At 65.9% G+C, this 25,775-nt stretch carries 24 protein-coding genes; 12 read left to right on the top strand and 12 right to left on the bottom strand.

The window, feature by feature from the left end; translation table 11 throughout:
• Positions 1-57 precede the first annotated feature (57 nt).
• The gene (locus tag A9513_RS33070) at positions 58-981 is read left to right on the top strand and encodes an SdiA-regulated domain-containing protein (RefSeq protein ID WP_065086549.1); all 924 of its coding nucleotides are present in this window, start codon (positions 58-60) and stop codon (positions 979-981) included.
• A gap of 21 nt (positions 982-1,002) precedes the next feature.
• Here the strand turns inward: A9513_RS33070 and A9513_RS33065 are convergent, their stop codons facing one another.
• The 3 genes from A9513_RS33065 to rpiA form a co-directional block, all read right to left on the bottom strand.
• Entirely contained in the window at positions 1,003-2,946 is a 1,944-nt protein-coding gene (locus tag A9513_RS33065; protein ID WP_065086548.1) for an autotransporter outer membrane beta-barrel domain-containing protein, read from the bottom strand.
• Between the two features lie 213 nt (positions 2,947-3,159).
• Complete coding sequence (locus A9513_RS33060) at positions 3,160-3,492, bottom strand: YegP family protein (protein ID WP_024762168.1); 333 nt, start codon at positions 3,490-3,492, stop codon at positions 3,160-3,162.
• A gap of 91 nt (positions 3,493-3,583) precedes the next feature.
• A complete protein-coding gene (gene rpiA, locus A9513_RS33055; protein ID WP_024762169.1) occupies positions 3,584-4,255 on the bottom strand; it encodes a ribose-5-phosphate isomerase RpiA in 672 nt (223 codons plus the stop codon).
• A gap of 202 nt (positions 4,256-4,457) precedes the next feature.
• On the opposite strand from rpiA, the gene ilvA reads away from it, so the two are divergent.
• From ilvA to A9513_RS33040, 3 genes are all read left to right on the top strand, one after another.
• On the top strand, positions 4,458-5,972 hold the full coding sequence (ilvA, locus tag A9513_RS33050) for a threonine ammonia-lyase, biosynthetic (RefSeq protein ID WP_065086547.1): 1,515 nt from the start codon (positions 4,458-4,460) through the stop codon (positions 5,970-5,972).
• A 68-nt stretch (positions 5,973-6,040) separates the two neighbouring features.
• Complete coding sequence (locus A9513_RS33045; protein ID WP_065086546.1) at positions 6,041-6,508, top strand: DUF2269 family protein; 468 nt, start codon at positions 6,041-6,043, stop codon at positions 6,506-6,508.
• 10 nt (positions 6,509-6,518) lie between these two features.
• Positions 6,519-6,986 carry a DUF2269 domain-containing protein gene (locus tag A9513_RS33040; protein ID WP_065086545.1) on the top strand — a complete coding sequence of 156 codons (468 nt, stop codon included), beginning with the start codon at positions 6,519-6,521 and terminating at the stop codon, positions 6,984-6,986.
• A 4-nt stretch (positions 6,987-6,990) separates the two neighbouring features.
• On the opposite strand, the gene A9513_RS33035 is transcribed toward A9513_RS33040, so the two are convergent.
• The gene (locus A9513_RS33035) at positions 6,991-7,647 is read right to left on the bottom strand and encodes an HAD family phosphatase (protein WP_065086544.1); all 657 of its coding nucleotides are present in this window, start codon (positions 7,645-7,647) and stop codon (positions 6,991-6,993) included.
• Between the two features lie 147 nt (positions 7,648-7,794).
• On the opposite strand from A9513_RS33035, the gene A9513_RS33030 reads away from it, so the two are divergent.
• From A9513_RS33030 to A9513_RS33020, 3 genes are all read left to right on the top strand, one after another.
• Complete coding sequence (locus A9513_RS33030; RefSeq protein ID WP_017520843.1) at positions 7,795-8,274, top strand: RNA pyrophosphohydrolase; 480 nt, start codon at positions 7,795-7,797, stop codon at positions 8,272-8,274.
• Positions 8,275-8,304: 30 nt separating this feature from the next.
• Positions 8,305-10,584 carry a phosphoenolpyruvate--protein phosphotransferase gene (gene ptsP / locus A9513_RS33025; RefSeq protein ID WP_024762172.1) on the top strand — a complete coding sequence of 760 codons (2,280 nt, stop codon included), beginning with the start codon at positions 8,305-8,307 and terminating at the stop codon, positions 10,582-10,584.
• An 85-nt stretch (positions 10,585-10,669) separates the two neighbouring features.
• Positions 10,670-11,695 carry a sensor domain-containing diguanylate cyclase gene (locus A9513_RS33020; RefSeq protein WP_065086543.1) on the top strand — a complete coding sequence of 342 codons (1,026 nt, stop codon included), beginning with the start codon at positions 10,670-10,672 and terminating at the stop codon, positions 11,693-11,695.
• On the opposite strand, the gene A9513_RS33015 is transcribed toward A9513_RS33020, so the two are convergent.
• A complete protein-coding gene (locus tag A9513_RS33015) occupies positions 11,692-12,438 on the bottom strand; it encodes an NRDE family protein (protein WP_065086542.1) in 747 nt (248 codons plus the stop codon). The two genes, A9513_RS33020 and A9513_RS33015, sit on opposite strands and share 4 nt — an antisense overlap.
• Before the next feature lie 114 nt (positions 12,439-12,552).
• Here A9513_RS33015 and A9513_RS33010 point away from each other — a divergent pair, with 114 nt between their 5' ends.
• Positions 12,553-13,335, top strand: coding sequence for a sulfite exporter TauE/SafE family protein (locus A9513_RS33010; protein WP_024762175.1), 783 nt, complete (start codon positions 12,553-12,555; stop codon positions 13,333-13,335).
• Between the two features lie 20 nt (positions 13,336-13,355).
• Positions 13,356-14,156: a prolipoprotein diacylglyceryl transferase gene (gene lgt, locus A9513_RS33005; protein ID WP_024762176.1), complete on the top strand. Its 801-nt coding sequence runs from the start codon at positions 13,356-13,358 to the stop codon at positions 14,154-14,156.
• Between the two features lie 131 nt (positions 14,157-14,287).
• Here lgt and A9513_RS33000 read toward each other — a convergent pair whose 3' ends face one another.
• Both A9513_RS33000 and A9513_RS32995 read right to left on the bottom strand, forming a co-directional pair.
• On the bottom strand, positions 14,288-14,734 hold the full coding sequence (locus A9513_RS33000; RefSeq protein ID WP_024762177.1) for an NfeD family protein: 447 nt from the start codon (positions 14,732-14,734) through the stop codon (positions 14,288-14,290).
• Entirely contained in the window at positions 14,734-15,660 is a 927-nt protein-coding gene (locus tag A9513_RS32995; RefSeq protein WP_054908101.1) for an SPFH domain-containing protein, read from the bottom strand. Before A9513_RS32995 ends, A9513_RS33000 begins: the two co-directional genes overlap by 1 nt.
• 302 nt (positions 15,661-15,962) lie before the next feature.
• On the opposite strand from A9513_RS32995, the gene A9513_RS32990 reads away from it, so the two are divergent.
• Complete coding sequence (locus A9513_RS32990) at positions 15,963-17,186, top strand: glycosyltransferase family 4 protein (RefSeq protein WP_065086541.1); 1,224 nt, start codon at positions 15,963-15,965, stop codon at positions 17,184-17,186.
• A 45-nt stretch (positions 17,187-17,231) separates the two neighbouring features.
• Here the strand turns inward: A9513_RS32990 and A9513_RS32985 are convergent, their stop codons facing one another.
• Positions 17,232-19,016: a GspE/PulE family protein gene (locus A9513_RS32985; protein ID WP_037012496.1), complete on the bottom strand. Its 1,785-nt coding sequence runs from the start codon at positions 19,014-19,016 to the stop codon at positions 17,232-17,234.
• Positions 19,017-19,071: 55 nt separating this feature from the next.
• Positions 19,072-20,436, bottom strand: a complete 1,365-nt coding sequence (locus tag A9513_RS32980; RefSeq protein WP_038803547.1) for an inorganic triphosphatase — start codon at positions 20,434-20,436, stop codon at positions 19,072-19,074.
• Between the two features lie 187 nt (positions 20,437-20,623).
• Here A9513_RS32980 and argE point away from each other — a divergent pair, with 187 nt between their 5' ends.
• Both argE and argA read left to right on the top strand, forming a co-directional pair.
• The gene (gene argE, locus A9513_RS32975) at positions 20,624-21,763 is read left to right on the top strand and encodes an acetylornithine deacetylase (protein WP_065086540.1); all 1,140 of its coding nucleotides are present in this window, start codon (positions 20,624-20,626) and stop codon (positions 21,761-21,763) included.
• A 170-nt stretch (positions 21,764-21,933) separates the two neighbouring features.
• Positions 21,934-23,232 carry an amino-acid N-acetyltransferase gene (gene argA, locus A9513_RS32970; protein WP_024762181.1) on the top strand — a complete coding sequence of 433 codons (1,299 nt, stop codon included), beginning with the start codon at positions 21,934-21,936 and terminating at the stop codon, positions 23,230-23,232.
• Here argA and A9513_RS32965 read toward each other — a convergent pair whose 3' ends face one another.
• The 3 genes from A9513_RS32965 to A9513_RS32955 all read right to left on the bottom strand — a co-directional run bounded on the left by A9513_RS32965 (position 23,233) and on the right by A9513_RS32955 (position 25,774).
• Positions 23,233-23,493, bottom strand: a complete 261-nt coding sequence (locus A9513_RS32965) for a hypothetical protein (protein ID WP_065086539.1) — start codon at positions 23,491-23,493, stop codon at positions 23,233-23,235.
• A gap of 138 nt (positions 23,494-23,631) precedes the next feature.
• Positions 23,632-25,218, bottom strand: coding sequence for a glutamate--cysteine ligase (gshA, locus tag A9513_RS32960; RefSeq protein ID WP_065086538.1), 1,587 nt, complete (start codon positions 25,216-25,218; stop codon positions 23,632-23,634).
• Between the two features lie 166 nt (positions 25,219-25,384).
• On the bottom strand, positions 25,385-25,774 hold the full coding sequence (locus A9513_RS32955) for a PaaI family thioesterase (RefSeq protein ID WP_052239101.1): 390 nt from the start codon (positions 25,772-25,774) through the stop codon (positions 25,385-25,387).
• Position 25,775 lies beyond the last annotated feature (1 nt).

The following is a 25,775-nucleotide window of genomic DNA, read 5'->3' as shown; positions in this document are numbered from 1 at the left end:
AGTTTGGCTTCAGGCGCTGCTGCCAATCTGCCATGCCAACCCCACCCAGAGTCCTCCATGCGTCGTTTGCTCAAGCCCCGTCGTCTGTTCCTGCTGCTGGCGCTGCTTGCCTTGGCCATGCTGCTCGCGCTGGGCCAGAGCTTCCGCGTCTACGAGCGCGCCTGGTTCAAGTTCAACGAGTGGCGCCATGCTGCGCTGTGGCAGGACAAATCCATTTGGCTGCCCGACTACCGTGTCGTGCTGGAGGCGCAGCCGATCAAGGGGCTGGAGGAAAATGTCTCGGCGCTGACCTACGACCCGGATCGGCAGACCCTCTTCACCGTCACCAACAAGCAGAACGAGCTCGTCGAGCTGTCGCTCGAAGGCGAGGTGCTGCGCAGGATCGAGCTGCACGGTTTCGGCGATACCGAGGCGATCGAATACATCAGTCGCAACGTCTATGTGATCACCGACGAAACCCACCAGCGCCTGATCCGTGTTGAGCTGCGCGACGACACCAGGGAGTTGCGCATCGAAGACGCCCAGCAACTCGCCCTGGCCCTCGGGCGTGGCGGTAACAGTGGCTTCGAGGGGCTGGCCTACGACTCGGTCGGCAAGCGGCTGTTCGTCGCCAAGGAGCGCAAGCCTGTGCATATCTACGAAGTGCGCGGCTTCCCTTACGAGCAGTCCGAGCAGCCCATCGCCGTCCACGTGGTGGAAGACCTCCAGCACAATCGCAACCTGTTCGTCCGCGATCTTTCCAGCCTGCAGTACGACGAGCGCAGCGGCCACCTGCTGGCGCTGTCCGACGAGTCCCGGCTGGTGCTGGAGCTGAGCGCCGATGGTGAGCCGATCAGTTCGCTGTCGCTGCTGCGCGGCATGAGCGGCCTGCGTCGCAGCGTGCCGCAGGCCGAAGGTATCGCCATGGACGACCAGGGCACGCTGTACCTGGTGAGCGAGCCCAACCTCTTCTACGTATTCAAGAAACGCGAGGCGCACTGAGGGCGCCTCGCTGTCCCGCGATCAGAACTGCCACTGCACGCCGAGGGAATAGGACGCCTGGCTGCCCTCGCTGTGGGCGAAGCGCGAGTTGGCCTCGGCGAACACGCCCAACTGCTCGGTGACCGCCAGCAGGGCACCGGCCTGGGCACGGCCGAAGTCCTTGTCCACGCCGCCCAGGTCGGCGACGCGGGTGCGGCCATCGCCCAGGGCGGTCAGCGCGATGTCGTCCAGGCGGCCATCGGCCAATTCCCTCACCCAGCGCACGCTGGCGTACGGCTGCACGGCCATGCGGTTACCCAGCGGCAGCTCGCCGCGCAGGCCCCAGCCAAGGCTGGCTTCAACCGAGTCATAGTCCTGCTTCTCGTAGCCCAGCGCGGTGCGCAGGTCGTCATCCTCGTTGAAATCGTCGATCTTGTAGTGCACATAGTCCAGCCCGCCCTGTGGCCCGGTCTTGATGCCGGCGATGTCGAAGTCGTAACCGCCGTCGATCCGCGCGCCCCAGAACCAGGCGTTGGTGTCGCCGTCGATGCGCTGGTCGAGCAGCACCGGGCCGCTCTTTGCCTTCAGGTACACCGCGCGCTTGCTGTCGAAGTCCGCGTAGCCGGCGCTCAGCTCGCCGCCCAGCCAGGCCGGGCCGCCGTCGTTGAGCAGGCCGTAGAGGCCGAGCTGCCAGGTTTCCGCTTCCAGTCGTGCACTATGGTCGAGGTTGTCGCGGCTGCGCTGGAAGCTCAGGCTGCCGCCAACGGTCAGTGCCTCGCTGGCGCGATAATCACCCAGCAGGTTCACCCCGGCGCGGTGTGAGCGCGGGTCGCCGGGCATGTCGAAACCGCTCTCGGGGGTGGTTTCACCTTCCACGCCAACGGCGCCGTCGAAGCTGCCGACCGGGCGCGAGCTGCCCAGCAGGCTGAGCCAACGGCGGTCATGCAGGCGGGTCAGGGCCAGGTGCTGGCGCTGCAACTGGTCTTCCATCTGCCGCGCCATGGCGCCGCCGGAGGCGGTGGAGGCGAGCAGGTCGGCGTTGGTCAATTCCAGCACCAGGCGCGTGAGCAGGCGCGAGAAATCCCGCAGGCGCTGGTCGATGCGCTCCTGGCCGAAGGCGCCAGTGAGTACCTGTTCGTTGTCCAGCGCCGGATTGTGCCAGGTGGCGCCGCCGGGGATGGCGGGGTTGTCGGTCTGTTCGTAGCCGTCCAGGTCGCCCAGTTCCCAGTTGGTGGCTTCGATGAACAGCACCGGGACGTTCAGGCCCTCGAAGCTTTCCCCGTCGCTGCAGCAACCGGTACCCGCGGGGTATTCCTCGTTCAGGCCAGGGTTGGTGAACAGCGGGATCTTCAGCTCCTGGGCGATGCGCAGCAATTGGGCGCGGTAAGCGCCCAACGCAGGGTTGTCGACGCTGTTGAAGCCGGCGTGGGCGTACATCTTGTCGCCGGTGATCAGGCTGTCGAGGTTGATCATGCCCAGCAGGTTGCTGCGCTGTTCCTCACTGAGCGAAGCGACGTAGGCGCGCGAACCGCGCAGACCTTCCTCTTCGGCTCCAAAGCCGACCACTTCCAAACCGTTCTCCAGCTCGATGCCGCCCAGGTTGCGGGCGATCTCGGTCAGTACGGCTGCGCCTGAGCCATTGTCGTCCAGGCCCTGCAGGGTGGGGCGGCCGTAGTAGGTGTCATAGTGCGCGCCCAGCACCACGTACTGGCCGCTGCTGCCTGGGGCACTGGCGATGACGTTCTGCGAGCGGCGGTTGCCGGCCCAGGTGAAGTCCTGGATCTGCGTCTGGTAGCCGAAGCCCAGGCGCGACTGCATGAGCGCGGTGGCGCCGGCGAAGCTGGCGGTGCCACGGTAACGGCCGGGGTAATCGTTGATCAGGGTGTCGAGGGTGTCCTCGGCGTAATCCCCGTACTCATAGGCGCTGGCGTCGATCGAAAACGCGGCGCATCCCAGGCTGACCGCAACGGCTAAAGGTTTGAACACGGCACTTTCCTCTGTGTCGATTGGAATCGCATCGGTCTTCGATGCGTGCGCCGGAGGAAAGCAGGATGCAGGCCGGTTCGCCGGAGATGGGCGGAATTTGACGCGTCAGTGACCGAGGGTGTCGCGCCACTGTAACAATGTTGATACACGGCCGGCGACTGTGCCAGCCGTGCAAGGCGGCTGTGTGAGAACGCTCACCGAAACGGTGCGCGATCAGGTGTCGTCGCTGATCGGCGCATCCCCCGCGTAGCGTTTGACCGCCGCGATGCCGGCATCGGCGGTGGCCTTGCTGGCGTACATCTGGCTCTGCCCGACGACCTGGCCGTTGGTGGCCTTGAGCACGAAGTAGTGCTTGCCGTTGGTGGCGACCTTGACCTCGAAGGCACCTTCGCGCTGCGAGTTCTTGCGCACCGACTCGATGCCGTCGATGGCCGAGGTCTTGGCCTTGTACAGCTCGCTGGTCAGGACGATCTCGCCATTGCTGGCGTGCAGGTTGAAGTGGAACTGGCCATCACTGGCCTTTTTCAGATGGTATTTGGCGGCCATGCTGCGTCTCCGTTGGGGCTTGAGGTCATCCCAGCGTAGACGGCAGCAGAGGCTCTGGAAGGCGCCATCCGGCGGATGGCGCCTGAGGGTGTCAAACCTTGAGGGTCTTCACGCCTTCGGCGGTTCCCAGCAGCAGCAGGTCGGCCGGGCGGGCGGCGAACAGGCCGTTGGTGACCACGCCGACGATGTTGTTGATCGCCTCTTCCAGTTGCACCGGGCTGTCGATGCGCAGGTTGTGCACGTCGAGGATGATGTTGCCGTTGTCGGTCAGCACGCCCTCGCGGTACACCGGGTCGCCGCCCAGCTTCACCAGTTGGCGGGCGACGTGGCTGCGGGCCATGGGGATGACTTCCACCGGCAGCGGGAACTCGCCGAGGATCGGCACCAGCTTGCTGCCGTCGGCGATGCAGATGAACTTGCGGGCCACAGCAGCGACGATCTTCTCGCGGGTCAGTGCGGCGCCGCCGCCCTTGATCAGCTCCAGGCGCTCGTTGGTCTCGTCGGCGCCGTCCACATAGAACTCCAGCTCGCTGACGGTGTTCAGGTCGTAGACCGGGATGCCGTGGCCCTTCAGGCGCTGGGCGGTGGCTTCGGAGCTGGCCACGGCGCCGTCGAACTCGGCCTTGTGCTGGGCCAGCAGGTCGATGAAGAAGTTGGCGGTGGAGCCGGTGCCGACGCCAACGATGCTCTTGCTGTCGAGGTGCGGAAGAATGTGGTCGACGGCGGCCTGGGCCACAGCCTGCTTGAGCTGATCCTGGTTCATGGCGAAGGGTCTTCTTACCTGGAAGGGCGCAACGGCGCCGGAGAAAGTTCGAGTGGGCGGATTATAGCGGCCGATGACGCGCCGGTGTTGCGCCGCCGGGCAACTGTTCTGGTCGTTTCCGCACGGATTGTTCGGTGGCCCGCGCCGCGCCGGCTGGAGTAGACTCGCGATTCCTCGAAAAGCCGCCGATATAGCCCTTCCGATGCTCGAAAACTACGTCAAGAAGATCCTCACCTCGCGTGTCTACGACGTTGCCGTGGAAACGCCCCTGCAGCCCGCCCGCCAGCTCTCCGAGCGCCTGGGCAACCAGATTCTGCTCAAGCGCGAAGACCTGCAGCCGGTGTTCTCCTTCAAGATTCGCGGCGCCTACAACAAGCTGGCGCAGCTGAGCCCGGAAGAACTCGCCCGCGGCGTCGTCACCGCGTCCGCCGGCAACCACGCCCAGGGCGTGGCGCTGGCCGCCCGCGAACTGGGCATCAAGGCGACCATCGTGATGCCGCGTACCACTCCGGAGCTGAAGGTCCAGGGCGTACGCGCCCGCGGCGGCAAGGCCGTGCTGCATGGCGATGCCTTCCCCGATGCGCTGGCGCATTCGCTCAAGCTGGTGGAAGAGAAGGGTTACGTCTACATCCATCCCTACGACGATCCGGACGTGATCGCCGGCCAGGGCACCGTGGCGATGGAAATCCTCCGCCAGAACCCGGGCCGCATCGACGCGATCTTCGTGCCCGTCGGCGGCGGCGGCCTGATCGCCGGCATCGCCGCCTACGTCAAATACCTGCGTCCGGAGATCAAGGTCATCGGCGTCGAGCCGGACGACTCCAATTGCCTGCAGGCTGCCATGGCCGCCGGCGAGCGCGTGGTGCTCGGCCAGGTCGGGCTGTTCGCCGACGGGGTCGCCGTGGCGCAGATCGGTAAGCACAACTTCGAGCTGTGCAAGGACCATGTCGATGAAGTCATCACCGTCAGCACCGACGAGATCTGCGCGGCGATCAAGGACATCTACGACGACACCCGCTCCATCACCGAACCGGCCGGCGCGCTGGCGGTGGCCGGGATCAAGCGCTACGTCGAGCGCGAAGGCGTGAAGGGCGAGACCCTGGTCGCCATCGATTCGGGCGCCAACATCAACTTCGACCGCCTGCGCCACGTGGCCGAGCGCGCCGAACTGGGCGAGAAGCGCGAAGCGATCATCGCCGTGACCATCCCGGAGCGCCCAGGCAGTTTCAAGGCCTTCTGCGAGGCCATCGGCAAGCGCCAGATCACCGAGTTCAACTACCGCTACAACACCGACAGCGAAGCGCACATCTTCGTCGGCGTGCAGACGCACCCGGAGAACGACCCGCGCGCGGCGCTGGTGCAGCAACTGCAGGAGCAGGGCTTCCCGGTGCTGGACCTGACCGACAACGAACTGGCCAAGCTGCACATCCGCCACATGGTCGGCGGCCATTCGCCGCGGGTTTCGGGCGAGCAGGTGTTCCGCTTCGAATTCCCCGAGCGTCCCGGCGCGCTGTTCAACTTCCTCAACCGCCTGGGTGGCCGCTGGAACATCACCCTGTTCCACTACCGCAACCACGGCGCCGCCGACGGTCGCGTGGTGGCGGGCCTGCAGGTGCCGGAGGATGAGCGCCACCTGGTGTCGGCCGCACTGGAAGAGATCGGCTACCCCTACTGGGACGAAACGGACAACCCGGCCTATCGCCTGTTCCTCGGCTGAGGTCAGGCAGAGGCGGCGCGACTGCTGCTAGGCTTGTCGGAAAGCCGCATCGATCACAGGGACTTGAAATGGAAAGCCTGCAGACCTTCCGCATCCTCCACGGCATCGCCGCAGTGCTGCCGTTCCTGGCCATCATCGGCCTGGCCTGGTACGGCTGGCGCAGCTGGCGGAGCGGCGACGCCGGGTTGATCGCCAAGGCGCTGCAGCGCATCGGCCTGATCGGCTGGGTGCTGGTCGCCGGCAGCGTCGCCAGCCTGCCGGTCACCGGTTATCGCATGGTGCAGACTGTTGGCTGGCCGCTGGGGCAGACCTGGCTGCTGGGCAGTGCCTGCCTGCTGATCGTCGCCACGATCTTCTGGCTGCTGTTCACCACCCGCCTGTGGCGCATCCGCGACCTAGCGCTGGTGGCGCAGAGCAGTGGCGAGCCGATCTCCATGGGGGCAGCACGGCAGTGGAAGTTCGGCCTGGCCTTCTTCGCGCTGGCGCTGCTGAGCGTGGTCGCCATTCTGGTGCTGATGATCAGCAAGCCGGTGTGATGCCCGCCGCGTGAACCTTTACCTGCTGCTCAAGACCCTGCACATCCTGTCCTCCACACTGCTGTTCGGCACCGGGCTGGGCTCGGCCTACTACAGCTGGCGCGCCTGGCGCAGCGGCAACCTGGAAGCGATCCGCATCACCTTCCGCCACCTGGTCACCGCCGACTGGCTGTTCATCGCCACCACGGCGGTCTTTCAGCCGCTGAGCGGCATCGCCATGGCGCATATGGCCGGCTGGCCGCTGGATTCGGGCTGGCTGCTGTGGAGCCTTGGGCTGTATGTGTTCGCCGGCGCCTGCTGGCTGCCGGTGGTCTGGCTGCAGATCCGCGTACGCGACATGGCCGAAGCGGCGCATCGGGAAGGCACGGCGCTGCCGCCGCAAGCCTTCCTCTATATGCGCTGGTGGTTCGCCCTGGGCTGGCCGGCGTTCCTGGCCTTCCTGGCGATCTTCCACCTGATGGTCAACAAGGGCTACTGACGGCTCAGCCGCGCAGGCTGATCACCGGCCAGCCGCGTTCGATTGCGGTGGCGCGCAGGGTGTCGTCCGGGTCGACGGCCACCGGGTTGGCGACCTGCTCGAGCAGCGGCAGGTCGTTGCGCGAGTCGCTGTAGAAGTACGCGTCGTGCAGTGTCAGGCCGGATTCCTCGAGCCAGCTGTTCAGGCGTGTCACCTTGCCGCCCTGGAAGCAGGGCACTCCGCAGGTCTGGCCGGTATAACGGCCGTCCTGCATCGCGCACTCGGTGGCGATCAGGGTTTCCACGCCCAGGCGCTCGGCGATGGGAGCGGTGATGAAACGATTGGTAGCGGTGATGATCACCAGCTTGTCGCCTGCAGCGCGGTGTTCGGCCAGCAGCGCTTCACCCTTGGCCAGGATGATGGGCTCGATCACCTCTTCCATGAACTGGCGATGCCAGACGGCCAGCTGCGCCAGGTCGGTGCGGCCGAGAATGGCCTGGGTGAACGCCTGGTAGGCGAACACGTCGAGGGTGCCGGCGACGTAGTCGGCATAAAAGGCGTCGTTGCGCGCCTGATACTCGCCAGCGTCCACCAGTCCGCGCTGGCACAGCCATTCGCCCCAGCTATGGTCGCTGTCGCCGGCCAGGAGGGTGTTGTCGAGATCGAAGAGAGCCAGTCGCACGTTGGATTACCGCCAGTTGCCAATACCGAAAAGTCGCCTAGAGTAACGGCTTTTGCCCACCCAGCACAGGACGCCGCAGCCCGCGTTGCCGCTGTCACAAGCTTTGTGGAACAATGCGGGCACACGCGATTTCGAGGATGTACCGCCGTGATCGATCCCGATGGTTTTCGCCCCAATGTCGGCATCATCCTTTGCAACGATGTCGGACAGGTTCTGTGGGCACGGCGCATCAACCAGGAAGCCTGGCAATTTCCCCAGGGTGGTATCAACGCCCGCGAAACCCCTGAGGAAGCGCTGTACCGCGAACTGAACGAAGAAGTCGGCCTGGAAGAGCAGGACGTCAAGATCCTCGCCTGTACCCGGGGCTGGCTGCGTTACCGCCTGCCGCAACGCCTGGTGCGTACCAACAGCCAGCCGTTGTGCATCGGGCAGAAACAGAAGTGGTTCCTGCTGCGCCTGACCGGCGAGGAAAGCCGGGTACGCATGGACGTGACCGGCAAGCCCGAATTCGACGGCTGGAAATGGGTGAGCTACTGGTACCCGCTGGGCCAGGTCGTGACCTTCAAACGCGAGGTCTACCGCCGGGCTCTGAAGGAATTGGCACCGCGCCTGCTGGCGCGCGACTAGCACGAAGTTCAAGGAGTTAGACCCCGAGCCATGCTCAACACGCTGCGTAAGATCGTCCAGGAAGTGAACTCCGCCAAGGACCTCAAGGCGGCGCTGGGCATCATCGTGCAGCGCGTGAAGGAGGCGATGGGCACCCAGGTGTGCTCGGTCTACCTGCTGGACCCGGAGAGCAACCGCTTCGTGCTGATGGCCACCGAAGGCCTGAACAAGCGCTCCATCGGCAAGGTCAGCATGGCGCCCAACGAGGGCCTGGTCGGCCTGGTCGGCACCCGCGAGGAGCCGCTGAACCTCGAGAACGCCTCCGAACACCCCCGTTACCGCTACTTCGCCGAGACCGGCGAGGAACGCTACGCCTCCTTCCTCGGCGCACCGATCATTCACCACCGTCGGGTGATGGGCGTTCTGGTCGTACAGCAGAAGGAAAAGCGCCAGTTCGACGAAGGCGAGGAAGCCTTCCTCGTCACCATGAGTGCGCAGCTCGCCGGCGTCATCGCCCACGCCGAGGCCACCGGTTCGATCCGTGGCCTGGGCAAGATGGGCAAGGGCATCAGCGAAGCCAAGTTCGTCGGCGTTCCCGGCGCCCCCGGCGTGGCCGTGGGCAAGGCCGTGGTGGTGCTGCCGCCGGCCGACCTGGAAGTCGTCCCGGACAAACCCATCGACGACGTCGAGGCCGAAATCGAGCGCTTCAAGCAGGCGCTGGAATCGGTCCGCGAAGACATGCGCAACCTGTCCAGCAAGCTGGCCACCCAGCTGCGCAAGGAAGAGCGCGCGCTATTCGACGTCTACCTGATGATGCTCGACGACGCCTCCATCGGCCTCGAAGTCAAACGCATCATCCGCACCGGCCAATGGGCCCAGGGCGCTCTGCGCCAGGTGGTCATGGAGCACGTGCAGCGCTTCGAGCTGATGGACGACGCCTACCTGCGCGAGCGTGCCTCCGACGTCAAGGACATCGGCCGACGCATCCTCGCCTACCTGCAGGAAGAGCGTAAGCAGACGCTGACCTATCCGGACCAGACCATCATCGTCAGCGAAGAACTGTCGCCGGCGATGCTCGGCGAAGTGCCCGAGGGCAAGCTGGTGGGCCTGATCTCGGTGCTCGGCTCGGGCAACTCCCACGTGGCCATTCTCGCTCGCGCCATGGGCATTCCCACGGTCATGGGCGCGGTCGACCTGCCGTACTCCAAGGTCGACGGCATCGACCTGATCGTCGACGGCTACCACGGCGAGATCTACACCAACCCGTCGCCGCAGCTGGTCAAGCAGTACGGCGAAGTGGTCGCCGAAGAGAAGGAACTGAGCAAGGGCCTGGCCGCGCTGCGCGAGCTGCCCTGCGAGACCCTGGACGGTCATCGCATGCCGCTGTGGGTCAACACCGGCCTGCTGGCGGACGTGGCGCGCGCCCAGGAGCGCGGTGCAGAAGGCGTCGGCCTGTACCGCACCGAAGTGCCGTTCATGATCAACGACCGCTTCCCCAGCGAGAAGGAGCAGCTCGCCATCTACCGCGAGCAGCTCTCCGCCTTCCACCCGCTGCCGGTGACCATGCGCACCCTGGACATCGGCGGCGACAAGGCGCTGTCCTACTTCCCGATCAAGGAAGACAACCCCTTCCTCGGCTGGCGCGGCATCCGCGTCACCCTCGACCACCCGGAAATCTTCCTGGTGCAGACCCGCGCCATGCTCAAGGCCAGTGAGGGCCTGGACAACCTGCGCATCCTGCTGCCGATGATCTCCGGCACCCATGAGCTGGAAGAGGCGCTGCACCTGATTCACCGCGCCTGGGGCGAAGTGCGCGACGAAGGCGTGGATATCCCCATGCCGCCGATCGGCATGATGATTGAGATTCCAGCTGCGGTGTACCAGATACGTGAGCTGGCGCGTCAGGTGGACTTCGTATCGGTCGGTTCCAACGACCTGACCCAGTACCTGCTGGCGGTCGACCGCAACAACCCACGGGTCGCCGATCTTTACGATTACCTGCACCCGGCCGTGCTGCAAGCACTGCGGATCGTGGTCAACGGCGCGCACGACGAAGGCAAGCCGGTGAGCATCTGCGGCGAAATGGCCGGCGATCCGGCGGCTGCCGTACTGCTGATGGCCATGGGCTTCGATTCCCTGTCGATGAACGCGACCAACCTGCCCAAGGTGAAATGGCTGCTGCGCCAGATGACTCTGTCCAAGGCCCGCGAGCTGCTTGGCCAACTGATGACCTTCGACAACCCTCAGGTTATCCACAGCTCGCTGCACCTGGCCCTGCGCAATCTCGGCCTGGGCCGCGTGATCAACCCGGCGGCGACCATCCAGGCCTGACGCCAGCGAAAGCCGCCTTCCGGAGCCGTGCATTTCCGGAAGGTCAGACGATGACTCGGCCGGCACGCCGGCCAGGACGATGCTTATGGAAGAGCTCGACGTCACGCCTTGCACGGAGGCCGATAGCAGCGCCCGCACCCTGCGCTATGCCCTGAGCATCGTCAGCGACGGCATCTGGGACTGGGACATCCGCAGCAACCACGTCACCCGTAGCCCGAGCTGGTACGCCATGCTCGGCTACGACCCCGACAGCCTCCCGGAAAACGTCGCTACCTGGCACGAGATCATACATCCCGAGGATTTCGGCCGGGTCATGTTCGCCTTCGATGCCTATGTCGAGGGTCGCAGCGGCGTCTACCGCGAGGAGTATCGCTGCCGCTGCCTGGACGGCAGCTACCTGTGGGTCAGCGATCACGGGCGCTTCTTCGAGTTCGACGGGGACGGCAAGCCAACGCGGATGATCGGCGCGCACCGCAATATTCATGAGCGCAAGCTGGCGGAACTGGCACTGCAGGACAAGAACCACGAACTGCACCAGCTCAACCTGAGCCTGGAGCTGCTGGTGCAGACGCGTACGGAGGCTTTGCGCCAGGCCAACCAGGCACTGGCCGAGCAGGCTGCGGTCGCGCTGCGCCTTTCCGAGATCGATCCGCTGACCCAGATCGCCAACCGGCGGCGCTTCGAGCAGCAATTGCACGCCGAATGGCAGCGCCTGCAGCGGCACCATCACGGTTGCTCACTGATGATGTTCGACCTCGACCACTTCAAGCGCATCAACGACAGCCTCGGCCACCAGGCCGGCGACCGCGTGCTCGTGGCGGTGGCCGAGGTGGTGCGGCGGCGCCTGCGTGAAGAGGATTGCTTTGCCCGCTGGGGTGGCGAGGAGTTCATCGTGCTGCTGCCCGAGACCGAAGCCGAGGCGGCACGGGAGCTGGCCGAGCGCCTGCGCTTGAGCCTGCGCCGGGCGGATGTTTCGTTGCCGACCCAGCTCACCGCCAGCTTCGCCGTGACCCAGATGCAGCCCGGCGAGGACCTGATGGCGATGCTGCGCCGCCTGGATGACGCGCTCTACCGCGCCAAGCGTCAGCGCGACTGTATCGTTGTCTGCTAGACGATGAGGGAAACCTCGCCCAGGCGTGCGCCACTGGGACCAAAGCTGTGTTCGAGCAGCTCGCGACGGCCGTCCGCGTGGACGATCAGCGCGGTGCAGGCACGGGTGCCGTAGTTCGGGCTGGCGATGAACACGCTGGACAGCAGGCGCTCGGTGGCCAGGCCGACGCCGGTGTCCGGCAACTCGGCTTCACTGGGCTGACGATTGTCCGCCAGTAGCGCGACCAGGGAGCCGGTATCAGGCTTCTCCAACGCTGCCTCCAGAGCGTCTCGCGCGGTAAGAAGCTTGGGCCAGGGCGTGTTCAGCGCTGCATTGGACAGTCCGTGCACCCCCGGAGCCACCGCCACAGGCGCGCCGACGCGGGGATTGAAGTAGCACAGTTGTGCAACGTCGCCGACCAGCAGGTTGAAGCCGCTGTAGTCCGAAGCGCGGCGGGCAACCTGCTGCAGGTATTCCAGCGGCGACTGCTGGCCTTGCAGGAAAGCCGCTACCAGCTCGCCACGGGAACGCGGGCCGATCGGCTGGCCGGGATCGCGCACGTTGGTCAGGGCGGCGAAACGCCCACCCGCGGCCACTCCCATCCAGGTGCCGCCGGCCTCCAGGTCGCGGCCGGCATACACGCCGGGATACTCCTCCCAGGCCGCCAGCGGCAGGGTCGGGCGGGCATAGAATTCATCGCGGTTGGCCGCGACGATCAGGGGCGTGGCGTGCTCGGGGCGCCAGGCGAAGACGATCAGGCACATGGGGCGAACTCCGTAGTGTGCCGGCAGTCTATCAACATCCGCCGATGTCCCGGAGTGGCTGGAGCGCCCGGGAGCCTTCGGCTACCATGCCCGCTTTGTTGCCCGAGGTTGCCCATGGAGTTCGTGCTCTACCTGGTGCTTGGCGCCTGTGCTGGCGTGCTCGCCGGCCTGTTCGGCGTCGGCGGTGGGTTGATCATCGTTCCGGCCCTGGTGTTCAGCTTCACCGCCCACGGCTTCTCGCCCGATGTGCTGACGCAGATGGCGGTCGGGACGTCGCTGGCGACCATCATCTTCACGTCGATCAATTCGATTCTCGAACACCACCGCCGTGGCGCCGTGCGCTGGCGGGTGTTCGCCTGGATGACCGTCGGCATCCTGGTCGGCAGCGCGCTGGGCGCATTGACCGCGTCGAAGATTCAGGGGCCGGTGCTGCAGAAGATCATCGGTACCTTCGCCATTCTGGTGTCGATCCAGATGGCCCTCGGGCTCCAGCCCAAGGGCGGGCGCGACCTGCCGGGCCGCTTCGGCCTTGGCGTGGCGGGCGGCTTGGTGGGCTGGGCTTCGGCGATCTTCGGCATCGGCGGCGGTTCGCTGACTGTGCCGTTTCTGTCCTGGCGTGGCGTCTCCATGCAACAGGCGGTTGCGACTTCTTCGGCGTGCGGCCTGCCGATCGCCATCGCCGGCGCGATATCCTTCATCGTCGTCGGCTGGCACAACGCCAAGCTGCCGGAGCTGAGCCTGGGCTTCGTCTACCTGCCGGCGCTGCTGGGCATCGCCGTTACCAGTATGTTCTTCGCCCGCATCGGGGCGCGGCTGGCGCATCGCCTGCCGGCCAAGGTCCTGAAGCGTTTGTTTGCCCTGCTGCTGTTCAGCGTGGGTTTGAGTTTCCTGATCTGAGTTCCTGCTAGGAGAAGCGGATGCTGCCTTATCCACAGATCGACCCGGTTGCCGTAGCGCTCGGGCCGCTGAAAATCCACTGGTACGGCCTGATGTACCTGATCGGCATCGGCGGCGCCTGGCTGCTGGCCTCGCGCAAGCTGAAGGAGTTCGACCCGACCTGGACCAAGGAGAAACTCTCCGATCTGGTGTTCTGGGTGGCGTGCGGCGTGGTCCTGGGCGGTCGCCTGGGTTACGTGTTGTTCTACAACCTGGACGAGTACATCGCCAACCCGACGCTGATCTTCGAGGTGTGGAAGGGTGGCATGTCGTTCCACGGTGGCCTGATCGGCGTGATGCTGGCCACCTGGTGGTTCGGCAAGCGCAACAACAAGAGCTTCTTCCAGCTGATGGACTTCATCGCGCCGTTGGTGCCGATCGGACTGGGCGCCGGACGTATCGGCAACTTCATCAACGGCGAGCTGTGGGGCAAGGTGTCCGACGTGCCCTGGGCGATGATCTTCCCCACCGGCGGCCCGGAGCCGCGCCACCCGTCGCAGCTGTACCAGTTCGCGCTGGAAGGCGTGGCACTGTTCGTCGTGCTCTGGCTGTTCACCCGCAAGCCGCGCCCGACTGCCTCGGTGTCCGGCCTGTTCGTGCTGTGCTACGGCATCTTCCGCTTCATCGTCGAGTTCGTCCGCGTGCCGGATGCCCAGTTGGGCTACCTGGCGTGGGGCTGGCTGACCATGGGCCAGGTGCTGTGCGTGCCGATGGTCCTGGGCGGCATCGCGCTGATGGTCTGGGCCTATCGTCGCGCCCCGGCGCAGCCGGCCGCGAGCTGAGCATTGCCTGAATGAAAAAGCCCGCCGATTGGCGGGCTTTTTTATTGAGCTTTGTAGGAGCGAGCTTGCTCGCGAACAGACTCCGCTGCGGGGTTTGGTTCGCGAGCAAGCTCGCTCCTACAGGTACTGGCTCAGACGGGTTCCACCAGCAACAGGACACCGTCCTGCCCGATCACGCGCACCTGCGCGCCCACGGGCAGGTCCGGCCCGCTGACCAGCCAGACGCTGTCGCCGACGCGGACCTTGCCGCGCCCGCCGACGATGGCGTCATGCAGGGCGAACTGCCGGCCCACCAGTTCGCTGCCGCGGCGATTCAGGCTGGACGGTTCGGCTGTGCGCTTGTTGATGCGCTGGTGGTTCCACCAGTACAGCGCGGTGAGGATCGCCAGCACGCCGAAGGCCAGGCACTGCCAGACCCAGTCGAGCCCCGGCACGAGGAAGGACAGCACGCCGGTGAGCGCTGCGGCGATGCCGATCCACAGCAGGTAGCCGCCGGCGCCGAAGATCTCCAGGATCAGCAGGACGATGCCCAGGCCCAGCCAGTCCCAGAAACCGAGGTTCTGGAGAAAGGCGGCCATCAGCTACGGCCCTTGGTGTCGCCGAAGGTGGCCTTGACGATCTCGCCGATGCCGGCGACCGAGCCGATCACCTGGCTGGCTTCCAGCGGCATCAGCACGATCTTGCTGTTGTTCGAGCTGGCCAGCTTGCCCAGCGCGTCGACGTACTTCTGCGCGACGAAGTAGTTGATCGCCTGCACGTTGCCGGTGGCGATGGCCTCGGAAACCACCTGGGTCGCCTTGGCTTCGGCCTCGGCCTGGCGCTCGCGGGCCTCGGCTTCGAGGAAGGCGGCCTGGCGCTGGCCTTCGGCCTTGAGGATCTGTGCCTGCTTCTCACCTTCGGCGGTAAGAATGTCGGCGGCGCGCTTGCCTTCGGCTTCGAGAATCTGCGCGCGCTTGAGGCGCTCGGCACGCATCTGTCCGCTCATCGCTTCCACCAGGTCGGCCGGCGGGCTGATGTCCTTGATCTCGATACGGGTGACCTTCAGGCCCCAGGGCGCGGTGGCTTCATCGACGGTACGCAGCAGGCGCTCGTTGATCGAGTCGCGCTGGCTGAGCATATGGTCCAGCTCCATGGAGCCGAGCACGGTGCGGATGTTGGTCATCACCAGGTTGCGCACGGCATTTTCCAGCCCGCTGACCTCATAAGCGGCGCGTGCCGCGTCCACTACCTGGTAGAAGCACACCGCGTCGATCTCGACGATGGCGTTGTCGGCGCTGATCGCCTCCTGCGGCGGGATGTCCAGCACGCGTTCCATCATGTTGATCTTCTGGCCGACGCGATCCACCACCGGAATGATGATGCTCAGGCCCGGCTTGAGCGTGACGGTATAGCGACCGAAGCGCTCGATGGTCCATTCGAAGCCCTGGGGAACGACCTTGAACCCCATGAGCACGATGACGATGGCGAGGATGACGAAGAGCAGGGCAACACTGCCGATTTCCATGTGAAGAACTCCTTGTGGTGCAAGACGGACGGGTTTGCTGCAGGGCATCAGTATAAGGCTGCAGAGCCGGCCGACTGGATAAGCATAGTCCCCGCAACTTCCCGGGATTTCGCCAGTGAGAGGGCGCATTAAGAAATATCCGTGCCCCTGCTTCCAGACTTCTGATTGAGCGCGGCGGCACGGACAGCGGACTCTGCACACCCTTCGGATCATCCTATCAGCGCGGAGGTCGGTCCCGCCCGGCTCCATCGCAATCTATCCGTCGATGCGCGGCGTGCGGGGCTCATGGAGCCGGTGTTGTCGTGAAATTGTTGCTCATCCACCAGAACTTTCCTGGCCAGTTCCTCCACCTGGCACACGGTCTGCTCAAGGACAGTCGCTGCCAGCTGCTGGCCATTGCCCGTGATACGGCACGGGGTGTGCCGGGGGTACGTACGCTGCGCTACAGCCCCAGCCGGGCGGTTTCCCCGCAGATCCACCACTATCTGTACACCGTCGAGGACGCCGTCCTGCATGGTCAGCAGGTAGCCAGGCTGTTGCTGCAACTGCGCGGCACTGGCTATCGCCCGGACGTGATCCTGGCGCACCCGGGCTGGGGAGAAACCTTGTATGCCAAGGACGTCTACCCGGATGTTCCGCTGATGCATTTCTGCGAGTACTACGGCGCCATGGAGGGGGCGGATATCAATTTCGATCCGGAGTTTCCGTCGAGTTTCGACGAGTGTGCTCGCAGCCGGACGCGCAATGCCCTGCACCTGCTTAACCTGGAGCATTGCGACCTGGGCATCAGCCCCACCCCGTGGCAGCGCGGCCTGCATCCGCTGGCATACCGGGAGAAAATCCAGGTGGCTCACGAAGGTATTCCCCTCGATATGCTGCGCCCGGACCCGCGAGGTTCCTTGCGCCTACCCTCCGGGCAGGTGCTCAGGGCTGGCGATCCCGTGGTGACTTACGTGGCGCGCAATCTGGAGCCCTATCGGGGCTTCCACAACTTCATGCGCGCGTTGCCGCAGATTCTCGACCGCCATCCGCGGGCACAGGTCCTGATACTGGGGGGCGACGAGGTGAGCTACGGCATGCCTCCCCAGGGGGCGCCCAACTGGCGCACGCGCATGCTCGAGGAGGTGAGGCTGGACCGCTCACGCGTGCACTTCCTTGGCAAGGTTCCCTATGCCACCTACGTGAAAGCGCTGCAGGTTTCCTGTGCACACGTCTACCTGACCTACCCCTTCGTCCTGTCGTGGTCGATGCTCGAGGCCATGGCGTGCGGCTGCCTGCTGGTCGCCTCCGACACGGCACCGGTCCGCGAGGTGGTTCGCGATCGAGAGAATGGCTATCTGGTGGACTTCTTCGCCGTCGACGACCTGGCCGAGCGCGTGCTCGAGGTCCTGCACAATCCGTCGGCGCATGCCGGCCTGCGCCAGATGGCCCGTCTCACTGCACAACGTTTTGACACCCGCAGTGGGGTCAGCGCCTATCGTCGTCTGCTGGAGATGGCCATGGACCCTGCGCGGGCTCAAGGCTGAGGCTGGGTGGCGGCGCGACCTGCGCCGCCGTGGCGTCCAGAGGGGCTACTTCTGTTCGCTCTGCGGGGTCACCCGCATGACTTCCTCGATGGTCGTCAGGCCCGCCGCAACCTTCTGCGCGCCGGACAGCCGCAGGCTGCGCATACCTTCCTTGAAGGCCTGGCGGCGCAGCGGGATGAGGTCGGTGTCGGCGGTGATCAGCTCCTTCAGCGACTCCGTCAGCAGCATGATCTCGTACACGCCGGCGCGTCCGCGGTAACCGGTGTCGCGGCATTCCAGGCAGCCGACGGCCTGCTGCGCGCCGGTGGGCAACGGGGCGTTCCAGGGGCGGGTGACTTCCTGCCAGTCTTCCTCGTGCAGCTCCATCGGCGCCTTGCAGTGCGGGCAGAGCGTGCGCACCAGGCGCTGGGCCATGACGCCGAGCACGGTGGCGCGGATCAGGTAGTAGGGCACGCCCAGTTCCAGCAGACGGGTGATGGCGGTGGGCGAGTCGTTGGTGTGCAGCGTGGAGAGTACCAGGTGGCCGGTGAGTGCCGCCTGGATCGCCATTTCGGCGGTTTCCAGGTCACGGATCTCGCCGACCATGATGATGTCCGGGTCCTGCCGCAGCAGGGCGCGCACGCCGCTGGCGAAGGTCAGGTCGATGTTGTGCTGGACCTGCATCTGGTTGAACGAGGGCTCGATCATCTCGATCGGGTCCTCGATGGTGCAGAGGTTCACCTCATCGGTCGCCAGCTGCTTGAGCGTGGTGTAGAGCGTGGTGGTCTTGCCCGAACCGGTGGGGCCGGTGACCAGGATGATGCCGTTGGGCTGGCTGGTCATGCTTTCCCAGCGGCGCAGGTCGTCGGGGGAGAAGCCGAGCTGGTCGAAACTCTTGAGCAGCACCTCGGGATCGAAGATCCGCATCACCATCTTCTCGCCGAAGGCCGTGGGCAGGGTGGACAGGCGCAGCTCCACCTCGGCGCCTTCCGGGGTCTTGGTCTTCACCCGGCCGTCCTGCGGCTTGCGCTTCTCGGCGACGTTCATGCGCCCCAGGGATTTCAGGCGGCTGACCACCGCCATGCTGACCTGCGGCGGGAACTGGTAGACGTTGTGCAGCACGCCGTCGATGCGGAAGCGCACCGTGCCCTGCTCGCGGCGCGGTTCGATATGGATATCGCTGGCGCGCTGTTGGAAGGCGTACTGGAACAGCCAGTCGACGATGGTGACGATGTGCGCGTCGTTGGCATCGGGTTCCTGATCGCTGGCGCCCAGGTTGAGCAACTGCTCGAAGTTGCCGACCCCGCTGATCTTCTGGTCCGCCGAGCTGGCACCGGTCACCGACTTGGCGAGACGGTAGAACTCGACGGTGAAGCGCTGAATGTCCGCGGGGTTGGCCACCACGCGTTTGATCGGGCGCTTGAGAACGTGGGTGAGGTTGCTCTCCCAGGCGTGCACGAAGGGCTGTGCACTGGCGATGGTGACTTCGTCCGGCGCTACCGCGACCGCGAGGATATGGTGGCGCTGGGCGAAGGCGTAGGACATCAGCGGCGTGACCGCGGCGACATCGATCTTCAGCGGGTCGATGCGCAGGTAGGGCTGCCCGGCGTAGTCCGCCAGCCACCTCACCAGCGTATCCAGGTCCAGCTTGTGCCCCGGCCGCTGGCGATCCTCGACCTGCTGCGCGGCGAGGAACTCCAGCGGGTGCTGCTGGTTCTTCACCGCGCTGCGGCGGATCGCCAGGCACTGCTCGGCGTCATCCTGGGCGACGCGGCCCTGGGTGACCAGCTCGCGCAGGATGTCGCCCAGGTCGAGCGGACGGTCCTGGGCGGAAGGGGCAAAGACGGACATGCAGACTCCCTACTTCAATGGCGGGTCGACAGGCCCGCGACGTCGCCGGGCCAGCTTATTTCAAAAGCGCCTTCCACGGCTTGAGGGTCAGCACAGTATGGGCCTGGGCCGCGAGGGCATCCAGGCGCCCCTCGGCCTCGGGAGTGGCGAGCAGCTCCTGCAGCTTGGCCAGTTCGCCGTAGAGGCGGTCGGTTTCCGGCAGCTCCAGTACGCTGCGCGCCAGGCGCAGCCAGACCAGCATGCGCTGCAGGCGCGGCAGCTGGTCGGCGAGTACCTCGGGCAACTGCTGGGCGCGTTGCAGCGGCATGGCCTGTGCCTCTTCGGCCAGGGTGCGCTGCAGCCACTTGCCGACGGCGGAGCCGCCCAGCCGGTTGGCACGGTCGTTGCGCTCGGCGGTCCAGGCCTTGCCCAGCAGCCAGCGCGAGGTGCTCAGGGAGAACTGACCCCAGCGCACATTCGCCAGTTCCTCGCGGAAGACTGCCGGCATCTGCTGGCGCAGCGCCTCGTCATCGCGAGCCTGTTCGATGCGCGGTTGCCAGTCGGCGATCAGCGCGTCGAGAGCAGTACGCAGTTCGCGGGTGGTGGCGCGCGGCACGGCCTGGCCAAGACTGCCGAGCAAAGCGCGCAGGTCGAGCAGTTGCTGCAGCCAGCTTTCCAGCAGGCTCCAGTGGCCATTGAAGCGGTATTGCTCGGCCAGGCGCTGGCTGCTGCCCAGCAGCGACCAGGACAGCGCGGCAAAGGCGCCGTCCAGCGGGGTTTCATGCAGCAGCTTCTGGGTGTCGGGCTGGATGCTGTAGCTGGCCGGGTCGAACAGGCGGTAGCCGCGCTCGGCCTTGCTGATGTCGCAGGGCATCAGCGCGAGGTCGGCGGCCAGTTCGATGGCCAGGTCCAGCAGCGCCTCGGGCTCGCCCTGGCGCAGTTCCAGCTCCAGTTCGCAGATATCCTCTTCCTGTTTGCCTGCGACGACCTTGCCCAGGTCGAGCGCGGCCTCGATCACCACCTTGGTCTTGCCGCGGCCCCAGGCGATCTCGGCGCGCTGGCGGGTGAAGTCGGTGCTGAAGATCGGCTTCAGGGTCTTCTTGTCCAGGTCCGCCAGGGCGGCTGGCCAGCACTGGTCGTCGAGCTTCTTGATATCGAGCTTGTTCTTCTCCAGGTACCAGTCCCATTCGTTGCGCTCGGACAGGCCGGCGATGCTCTGGCCGCGGGTCTTCAGGGTCTGGATGAACTGCTCGCCATCCTTGCGCATGCGCAGCGCCACACGGGCGCGGGCCAGATCGCGGCCAGGGGTGTCGTAGTACTGGTTGAACAGCTCGCGGGGCTCCCAGCCGGATTTGTTGCGCTTCTTCAGCGCCGGGTGATCGCGCAGGGCTTCGAGGGTCTCGCGGCTGACGCGCAATTTGATTTCGGTTTCTTTCTGCATGGCGGGGGTCCGGTTCAGAGCGGCCGCGCCCGGATTCCCGACCTGCTGTAGGAAGGACGGAACGACGGGCGCGAAAAAGACTTCAAAGTCATGCAGTCTACAGGACTTCGGCGTTCCTGCCGGGAGCCGCGAGGTTTTACCGCAGCGTGGCATGGTCCATAGTGGGAGCACATCTTCGGAGGACGCCATGCCGTTGCCGCCCCTGAAACAACGCTTTGCCGAGCTGATCGCGGTTCCTTCCGTCAGCTGTACCCAGCCCGCGCTGGACCAGTCCAATCGCCCGGTGGTCGAGTTGCTCGGCAACTGGCTGGTGGACCTGGGTTTCGCCTGCGAGATGCAGCCGGTGTCACCGGGCAAGTTCAACCTGATCGCGACCCTGGGCAGCGGCCCCGGCGGCCTGGTACTGGCGGGGCATACCGATACCGTGCCCTACGACGAGGCCCTGTGGAAAAGCGACCCGCTGGGCCTGGATGAACGCGACGGGCGCTGGTTCGGCCTAGGCGCCTGCGACATGAAGGGCTTCTTCGCCCTGGCCATCGAAGCGCTGTTGCCGCTGCTGGAGCAGCCGTTCAGGCAGCCGCTGATCGTCCTCGCCACCTGCGACGAGGAAAGCTCCATGGCCGGTGCCCGTGCGCTGGCCGACGCGGGGCGGCCGTTGGGGCGCGCCGCGGTGATCGGCGAACCGACCAACCTCAAGCCGATCCGCCTGCACAAGGGCGTGATGATGGAGCGCATCGACATCCTCGGGCAGAGCGGCCATTCCTCCGACCCGAGCCTGGGACGCAGTGCGTTGGAGGCCATGCAGGCGGTGATGGGCGAACTGCAGGGCCTGCGCAGCCAGTGGCAGCAGGAGTTCAACAACCCGCAGTTCAGCGTGCCGCAGCCGACGCTCAACCTGGGCTGCATCCACGGCGGCGACAACCCCAACCGCATCTGCGGCCAGTGCGCCCTGGAGTTCGACCTGCGCCCGCTGCCGGGAATGGCCCCGGAAGCCCTGCGCCAGAGCATTCGCGAGCGGCTGAGGCCGGTTGCCGAGCGCCACGCCGTGAAGATCGATTACGCACCGCTTTTCCCTGCCGTGCCGCCCTTCGAGGAGCCGGCGCAGAGCGAGCTGGTGCGACTCGCCGAAAGTCTGACCGGGCACACGGCGGAAGCGGTAGCCTTTGGCACCGAAGCACCGTATCTTCAGCAGCTCGGCTGCCAGACCCTGGTGCTGGGCCCCGGCGACATCGCCTGTGCCCACCAGCCCGATGAACACCTTGAACTGGACCGCATTGAGCCGACCGTAGCGTTGCTACGCGGATTGATCCGTCATTACTGTCTATAAATAGCCCTGTGTAGGCAGTTGCCTGTAGAGCGCCCGGAAAGCGGGCCCAACGTACCCAAGAGGAGAAACCTGTCGATGTTCCTGCGACGACGATAACCGCGCCGCCACTGGCCGCCTTTCGGCCGCATCCGACAGATTTCCGCCCACTCGAACGACAGGCTTTTCAAGCAATGCACGACTACGTCAACTGGCTGCGCCACGCTTCCCCCTACATCAACTCGCACCGGGACTGCACCTTCGTGGTGATGCTACCCGGCGAGGGCGTCGAAGACCCCAATTTCGGCAATATCGTCCACGACCTGGTGCTGCTGCACAGCCTGGGTGTGCGCCTGGTGCTGGTGCACGGCTCGCGTCCGCAGATCGAGGCGCGTCTGGCCCAGCACGGGCTGGCGCCGCGTTTCCATCGCGGCCTGCGGGTGACCGATGCGCCGACCCTGGGCTGCGTGATCGACGCGGTGGGCAGCCTGCGCATCACCATCGAGGCACGCCTGTCGATGGACATGGCCGCCTCGCCCATGCAGGGCTCGCGCATGCGCGTGACCTCGGGCAACTTCGTCACCGCACGGCCGATCGGCGTAGTCGATGGCATCGACTACCACCACACCGGCGAAGTCCGCCGGATCGACCGCAAGGGCATCAATCGCCAGCTCGACGAGCGCAGCATCGTCCTGCTCTCGCCGCTGGGTTATTCCCCCACCGGGGAAATCTTCAACCTCGCCTGCGAGGACGTGGCCATGCGCGCGGCCATCGACCTGGGCGCGGACAAACTGATTCTCTACGGGGCCGAGCGCGGCCTGATGGACGAGGCCGGCAAGCTGGTGCGCGAGTTGCGCCCGCAGCAGGTGCCGGCGCACCTGGAGCGCCTCGGGTCGAGTTATCAGGGCGAGTTGCTCGACGCCGCCGCCCAGGCCTGCCGCGCGGGTGTGCGGCGCAGCCATATCGTCAGCTACACCGAGGATGGCTCGCTGCTGTCGGAACTCTTCACCCGCACCGGCAACGGCACCCTGGTGGCGCAGGAGCAGTTCGAGCAACTGCGCGAAGCGGGTATCGAGGACGTTGGTGGACTGCTGGAGCTGATCCGTCCGCTGGAAGAGCAGGGCATCCTGGTGCGTCGTTCCCGCGAGGTGCTGGAGCGCGAGATCGAGCAGTTCAGCATCGTCGAGCGCGAAGGGCTGATCATCGCCTGCGCGGCGCTCTATCCCATTGCCGATTCCGACGCGGGCGAACTGGCATGCCTGGCGGTGAATCCGGAGTACCGCCACGGCGGACGCGGCGACGACCTGCTGGAGCGTATCGAACAGCGCGCGCGCAACCTGGGACTGAAAACCCTTTATGTGCTCACCACCCGCACGGCCCACTGGTTCCGTGAGCGTGGCTTCCAGCCCAGCAGCGTCGAGCGCCTGCCGGCGGCGCGGGCGTCGCTGTACAACTACCAGCGCAATTCCCAGGTATTCGAGAAGACGCTCTGATCAGACCCGGTCTTTACCGGATACCGAATGCCTGATCTGCACGCTCAGCCGCGGCGCCTGGCCTGGCTCTGCGCAGGGCCTGGCCTGTTCCTGCTGCTGGCGCAGTCGCTCGCCGCCGTCGCGCCAGCCGGCTTCCCAGCTGGCCGCCAGAATCTCATGTGGCGGACAGCGCGGGGCGCGGCCGAGCAGCGCTTCCAGGTAGCCTTGCCGGTAGGCGACTTCCAGCTGATGGAGTGTCCAGGAGGGAGAGTGGGGGGACATGCGCGCTTTCCTGCGAGGTCTTGCGCGGATCGCGCCGGCCGGGGCCGGACGATCCGCAGGGAGGGAGGATTCTCCCCCCGCACTCGCAGGTTGCCGATCAGAACTCTATGAGCTGCATGTCAGCGATTTCTTGCACCGTCAGACGCTGAGCAGGCCCAGGATGCTCGCCTGATACGCGGCGACGAAGGTGTCGAAATCGCCTTCGGGCTGCTTCTCCAGCTCCGCCTGTTCGGCCAGGGATTCGCTGGCCATGCTCTCGAAGCGCGCCTGCTCCTCGGCCGGCAGCGGCTCACCCTGCAGGGTGGCGGCATGCTGGCGGCTGTAGCGCAGGGCGAAGGCCTCGAAGCTCTCGCCGCGCTCGCGCATCTCCGCCAGGACCTTCGCCGACGGCGTCAGGCTGGCGTCGGCAACCTTGGTGCGCTGCTCGGCCAGGCTCTGCGCGTGCAGGCCCGTACCGTTGGCGCGGTCGAGCAGTTCGATGATTGGCGCGATGCCGTCGAGCAGGGCGTTCGCCCAGTCCTTCATCTCGAGCTGCTGGCCTGCGCGCTCCAGCTTCAGGCCGGGACGACGACCTTCCTTGACCACCTTGAGGAAGTTGCTGGTGGCCGCGCCACACTCGCAACCGCCCAGCGGCGGGCTGTCGGACAGCGCGCAGTAGAGCAGGAAGGCGTCGAGGAAGCGCGCCTCAGTGACGTCGATGCCCAGCGGCAGGAAGGGGTTGATGTCCAGGCAGCGCGCCTCGACGTACTGCACGCCACGGGCCATCAGCGCCTGGATCGGGCGCTCGCCGGTGTAGGTGACGCGTTTCGGGCGGATGCTCGAGTAGTACTCGTTCTCGATCTGCAGGATGTTGGTGTTGAGCTGCACCCATTCGCCATCGACCTTGGTGCCGACCTTCTCGTACGGCGCGTACGGCGTGCTCACCGCGCGGCGCAGGCTGTCGATGTAGCTGTCCAGGTCGTTGTAGCAGGGCGTGAGGCCGGCCTGGGCGTTGTTCTGGTAACCCAGGTCGCTCATGCGCAGGCTGGTGGCGTAGGGCAGGTAGAGCGTGTGTTCGTCGAAGGCTTCCAGGCCGTGCGGGCGGCCGCGCAGGAAGCCGGCGTCCAGCGCCGGCGAGGCGCCGAACAGGTACATCAGCAGCCAGCTGTAGCGGCGGAAGTTGCGGATCATCGCGATGTAGCGGTGCGACTGGAAGTCCCGCGCGCTCTTCTCGCTGCCTTCGTCCTGGCGCAGCAGCTCCCAGATGCCTTCGGGCAGGGAGAAGTTGTAGTGGATGCCGGCGATGCACTGCATGGTCTTGCCGTAACGCAGGGCCAGGCCCTTGCGGTAGACGTACTTCAGGCGGCCGATGTGCGAACTGCCGTAGCGAGCGATCGGGATGGTCTCTTCATCCGGCAACTCGCAGGGCATGGACGGGCTCCACAGGTATTCGCCGTCGAGCTTGCCGCTGGCGAAGCGGTGGATTTCATCCAGTTCTTCCAGGGTCTTCTCGACGCTGGTCGAAGTCGGCGTGATGAACTCCAGCAGCGACTCGGAGTAGTCGGTGGTGATCTGCGGGTTGGTCAGTGCCGAGCCCAGGGCGCGCGGATGCGGGGTCAGGGCAAGCTTGCCGTGCCCGTCGACGCGCAGGCATTCGCGCTCGATACCGTGCAGGCACTGGGTGAGCAGGGACAGGTTGGCGGCATCGCCCAGCAGGGCCAGGCGGCGGGAAAGTTGGTCGCTCAAGTTGGAAGTCCTTCACACGGCAATCGCCCCACTATGGGGGTGGACTGGGCGGTCTACAAGGGGAGAACACAACCGGCGTGGTCGCCTGGCTTCATCGAGGCGCTGCGCCGGCGCCCGCAAATCCGGGGCTCCGGCGTACAGCATAGGTCAGTTGTCACGGCGCGAATTACAGCTGGGCGAAGGTGCCTTGTCCCTTGGCGACCAGCTTGTCGCCCTGGTGGATGTCGGCCTCGACCACCAGCGAGCGCCGCCCGGCATGCAGGACTTTCGCTACACAGCGCACTTCGCCCTCGGCGACCGCGCGGATGTAGTTGATCTTGCATTCCAGGGTGACGCTCTGTCGGTCGAAGCCATGGGCGCTGGAGCAGGCCAGGCCCATGGTCATGTCCATCAGCGTGAAGAGCGCGCCGCCGTGCATGACGTTGCCGCGATTGCGCAGGTGCTCGGCCATCGGCAGCAGCACCTCGGCTTCGCCGTCGGCGACACGGATCGGCTGCACGCCAAGGGTGTCGCTGAAGCGGCTGATCATCAGCTCGCGGGCGGGCATCTCGCTCATG

Origin of the sequence: Pseudomonas sp. AU12215 (assembly GCF_001675465.2) — a bacterium.
Taxonomy (GTDB): Bacteria; Pseudomonadota; Gammaproteobacteria; order Pseudomonadales; family Pseudomonadaceae; genus Pseudomonas; species Pseudomonas nitroreducens.
The sequence above is the reverse complement of the archived record's forward strand: the minus strand, read 5'-3'. Positions and strand labels throughout refer to the sequence as shown.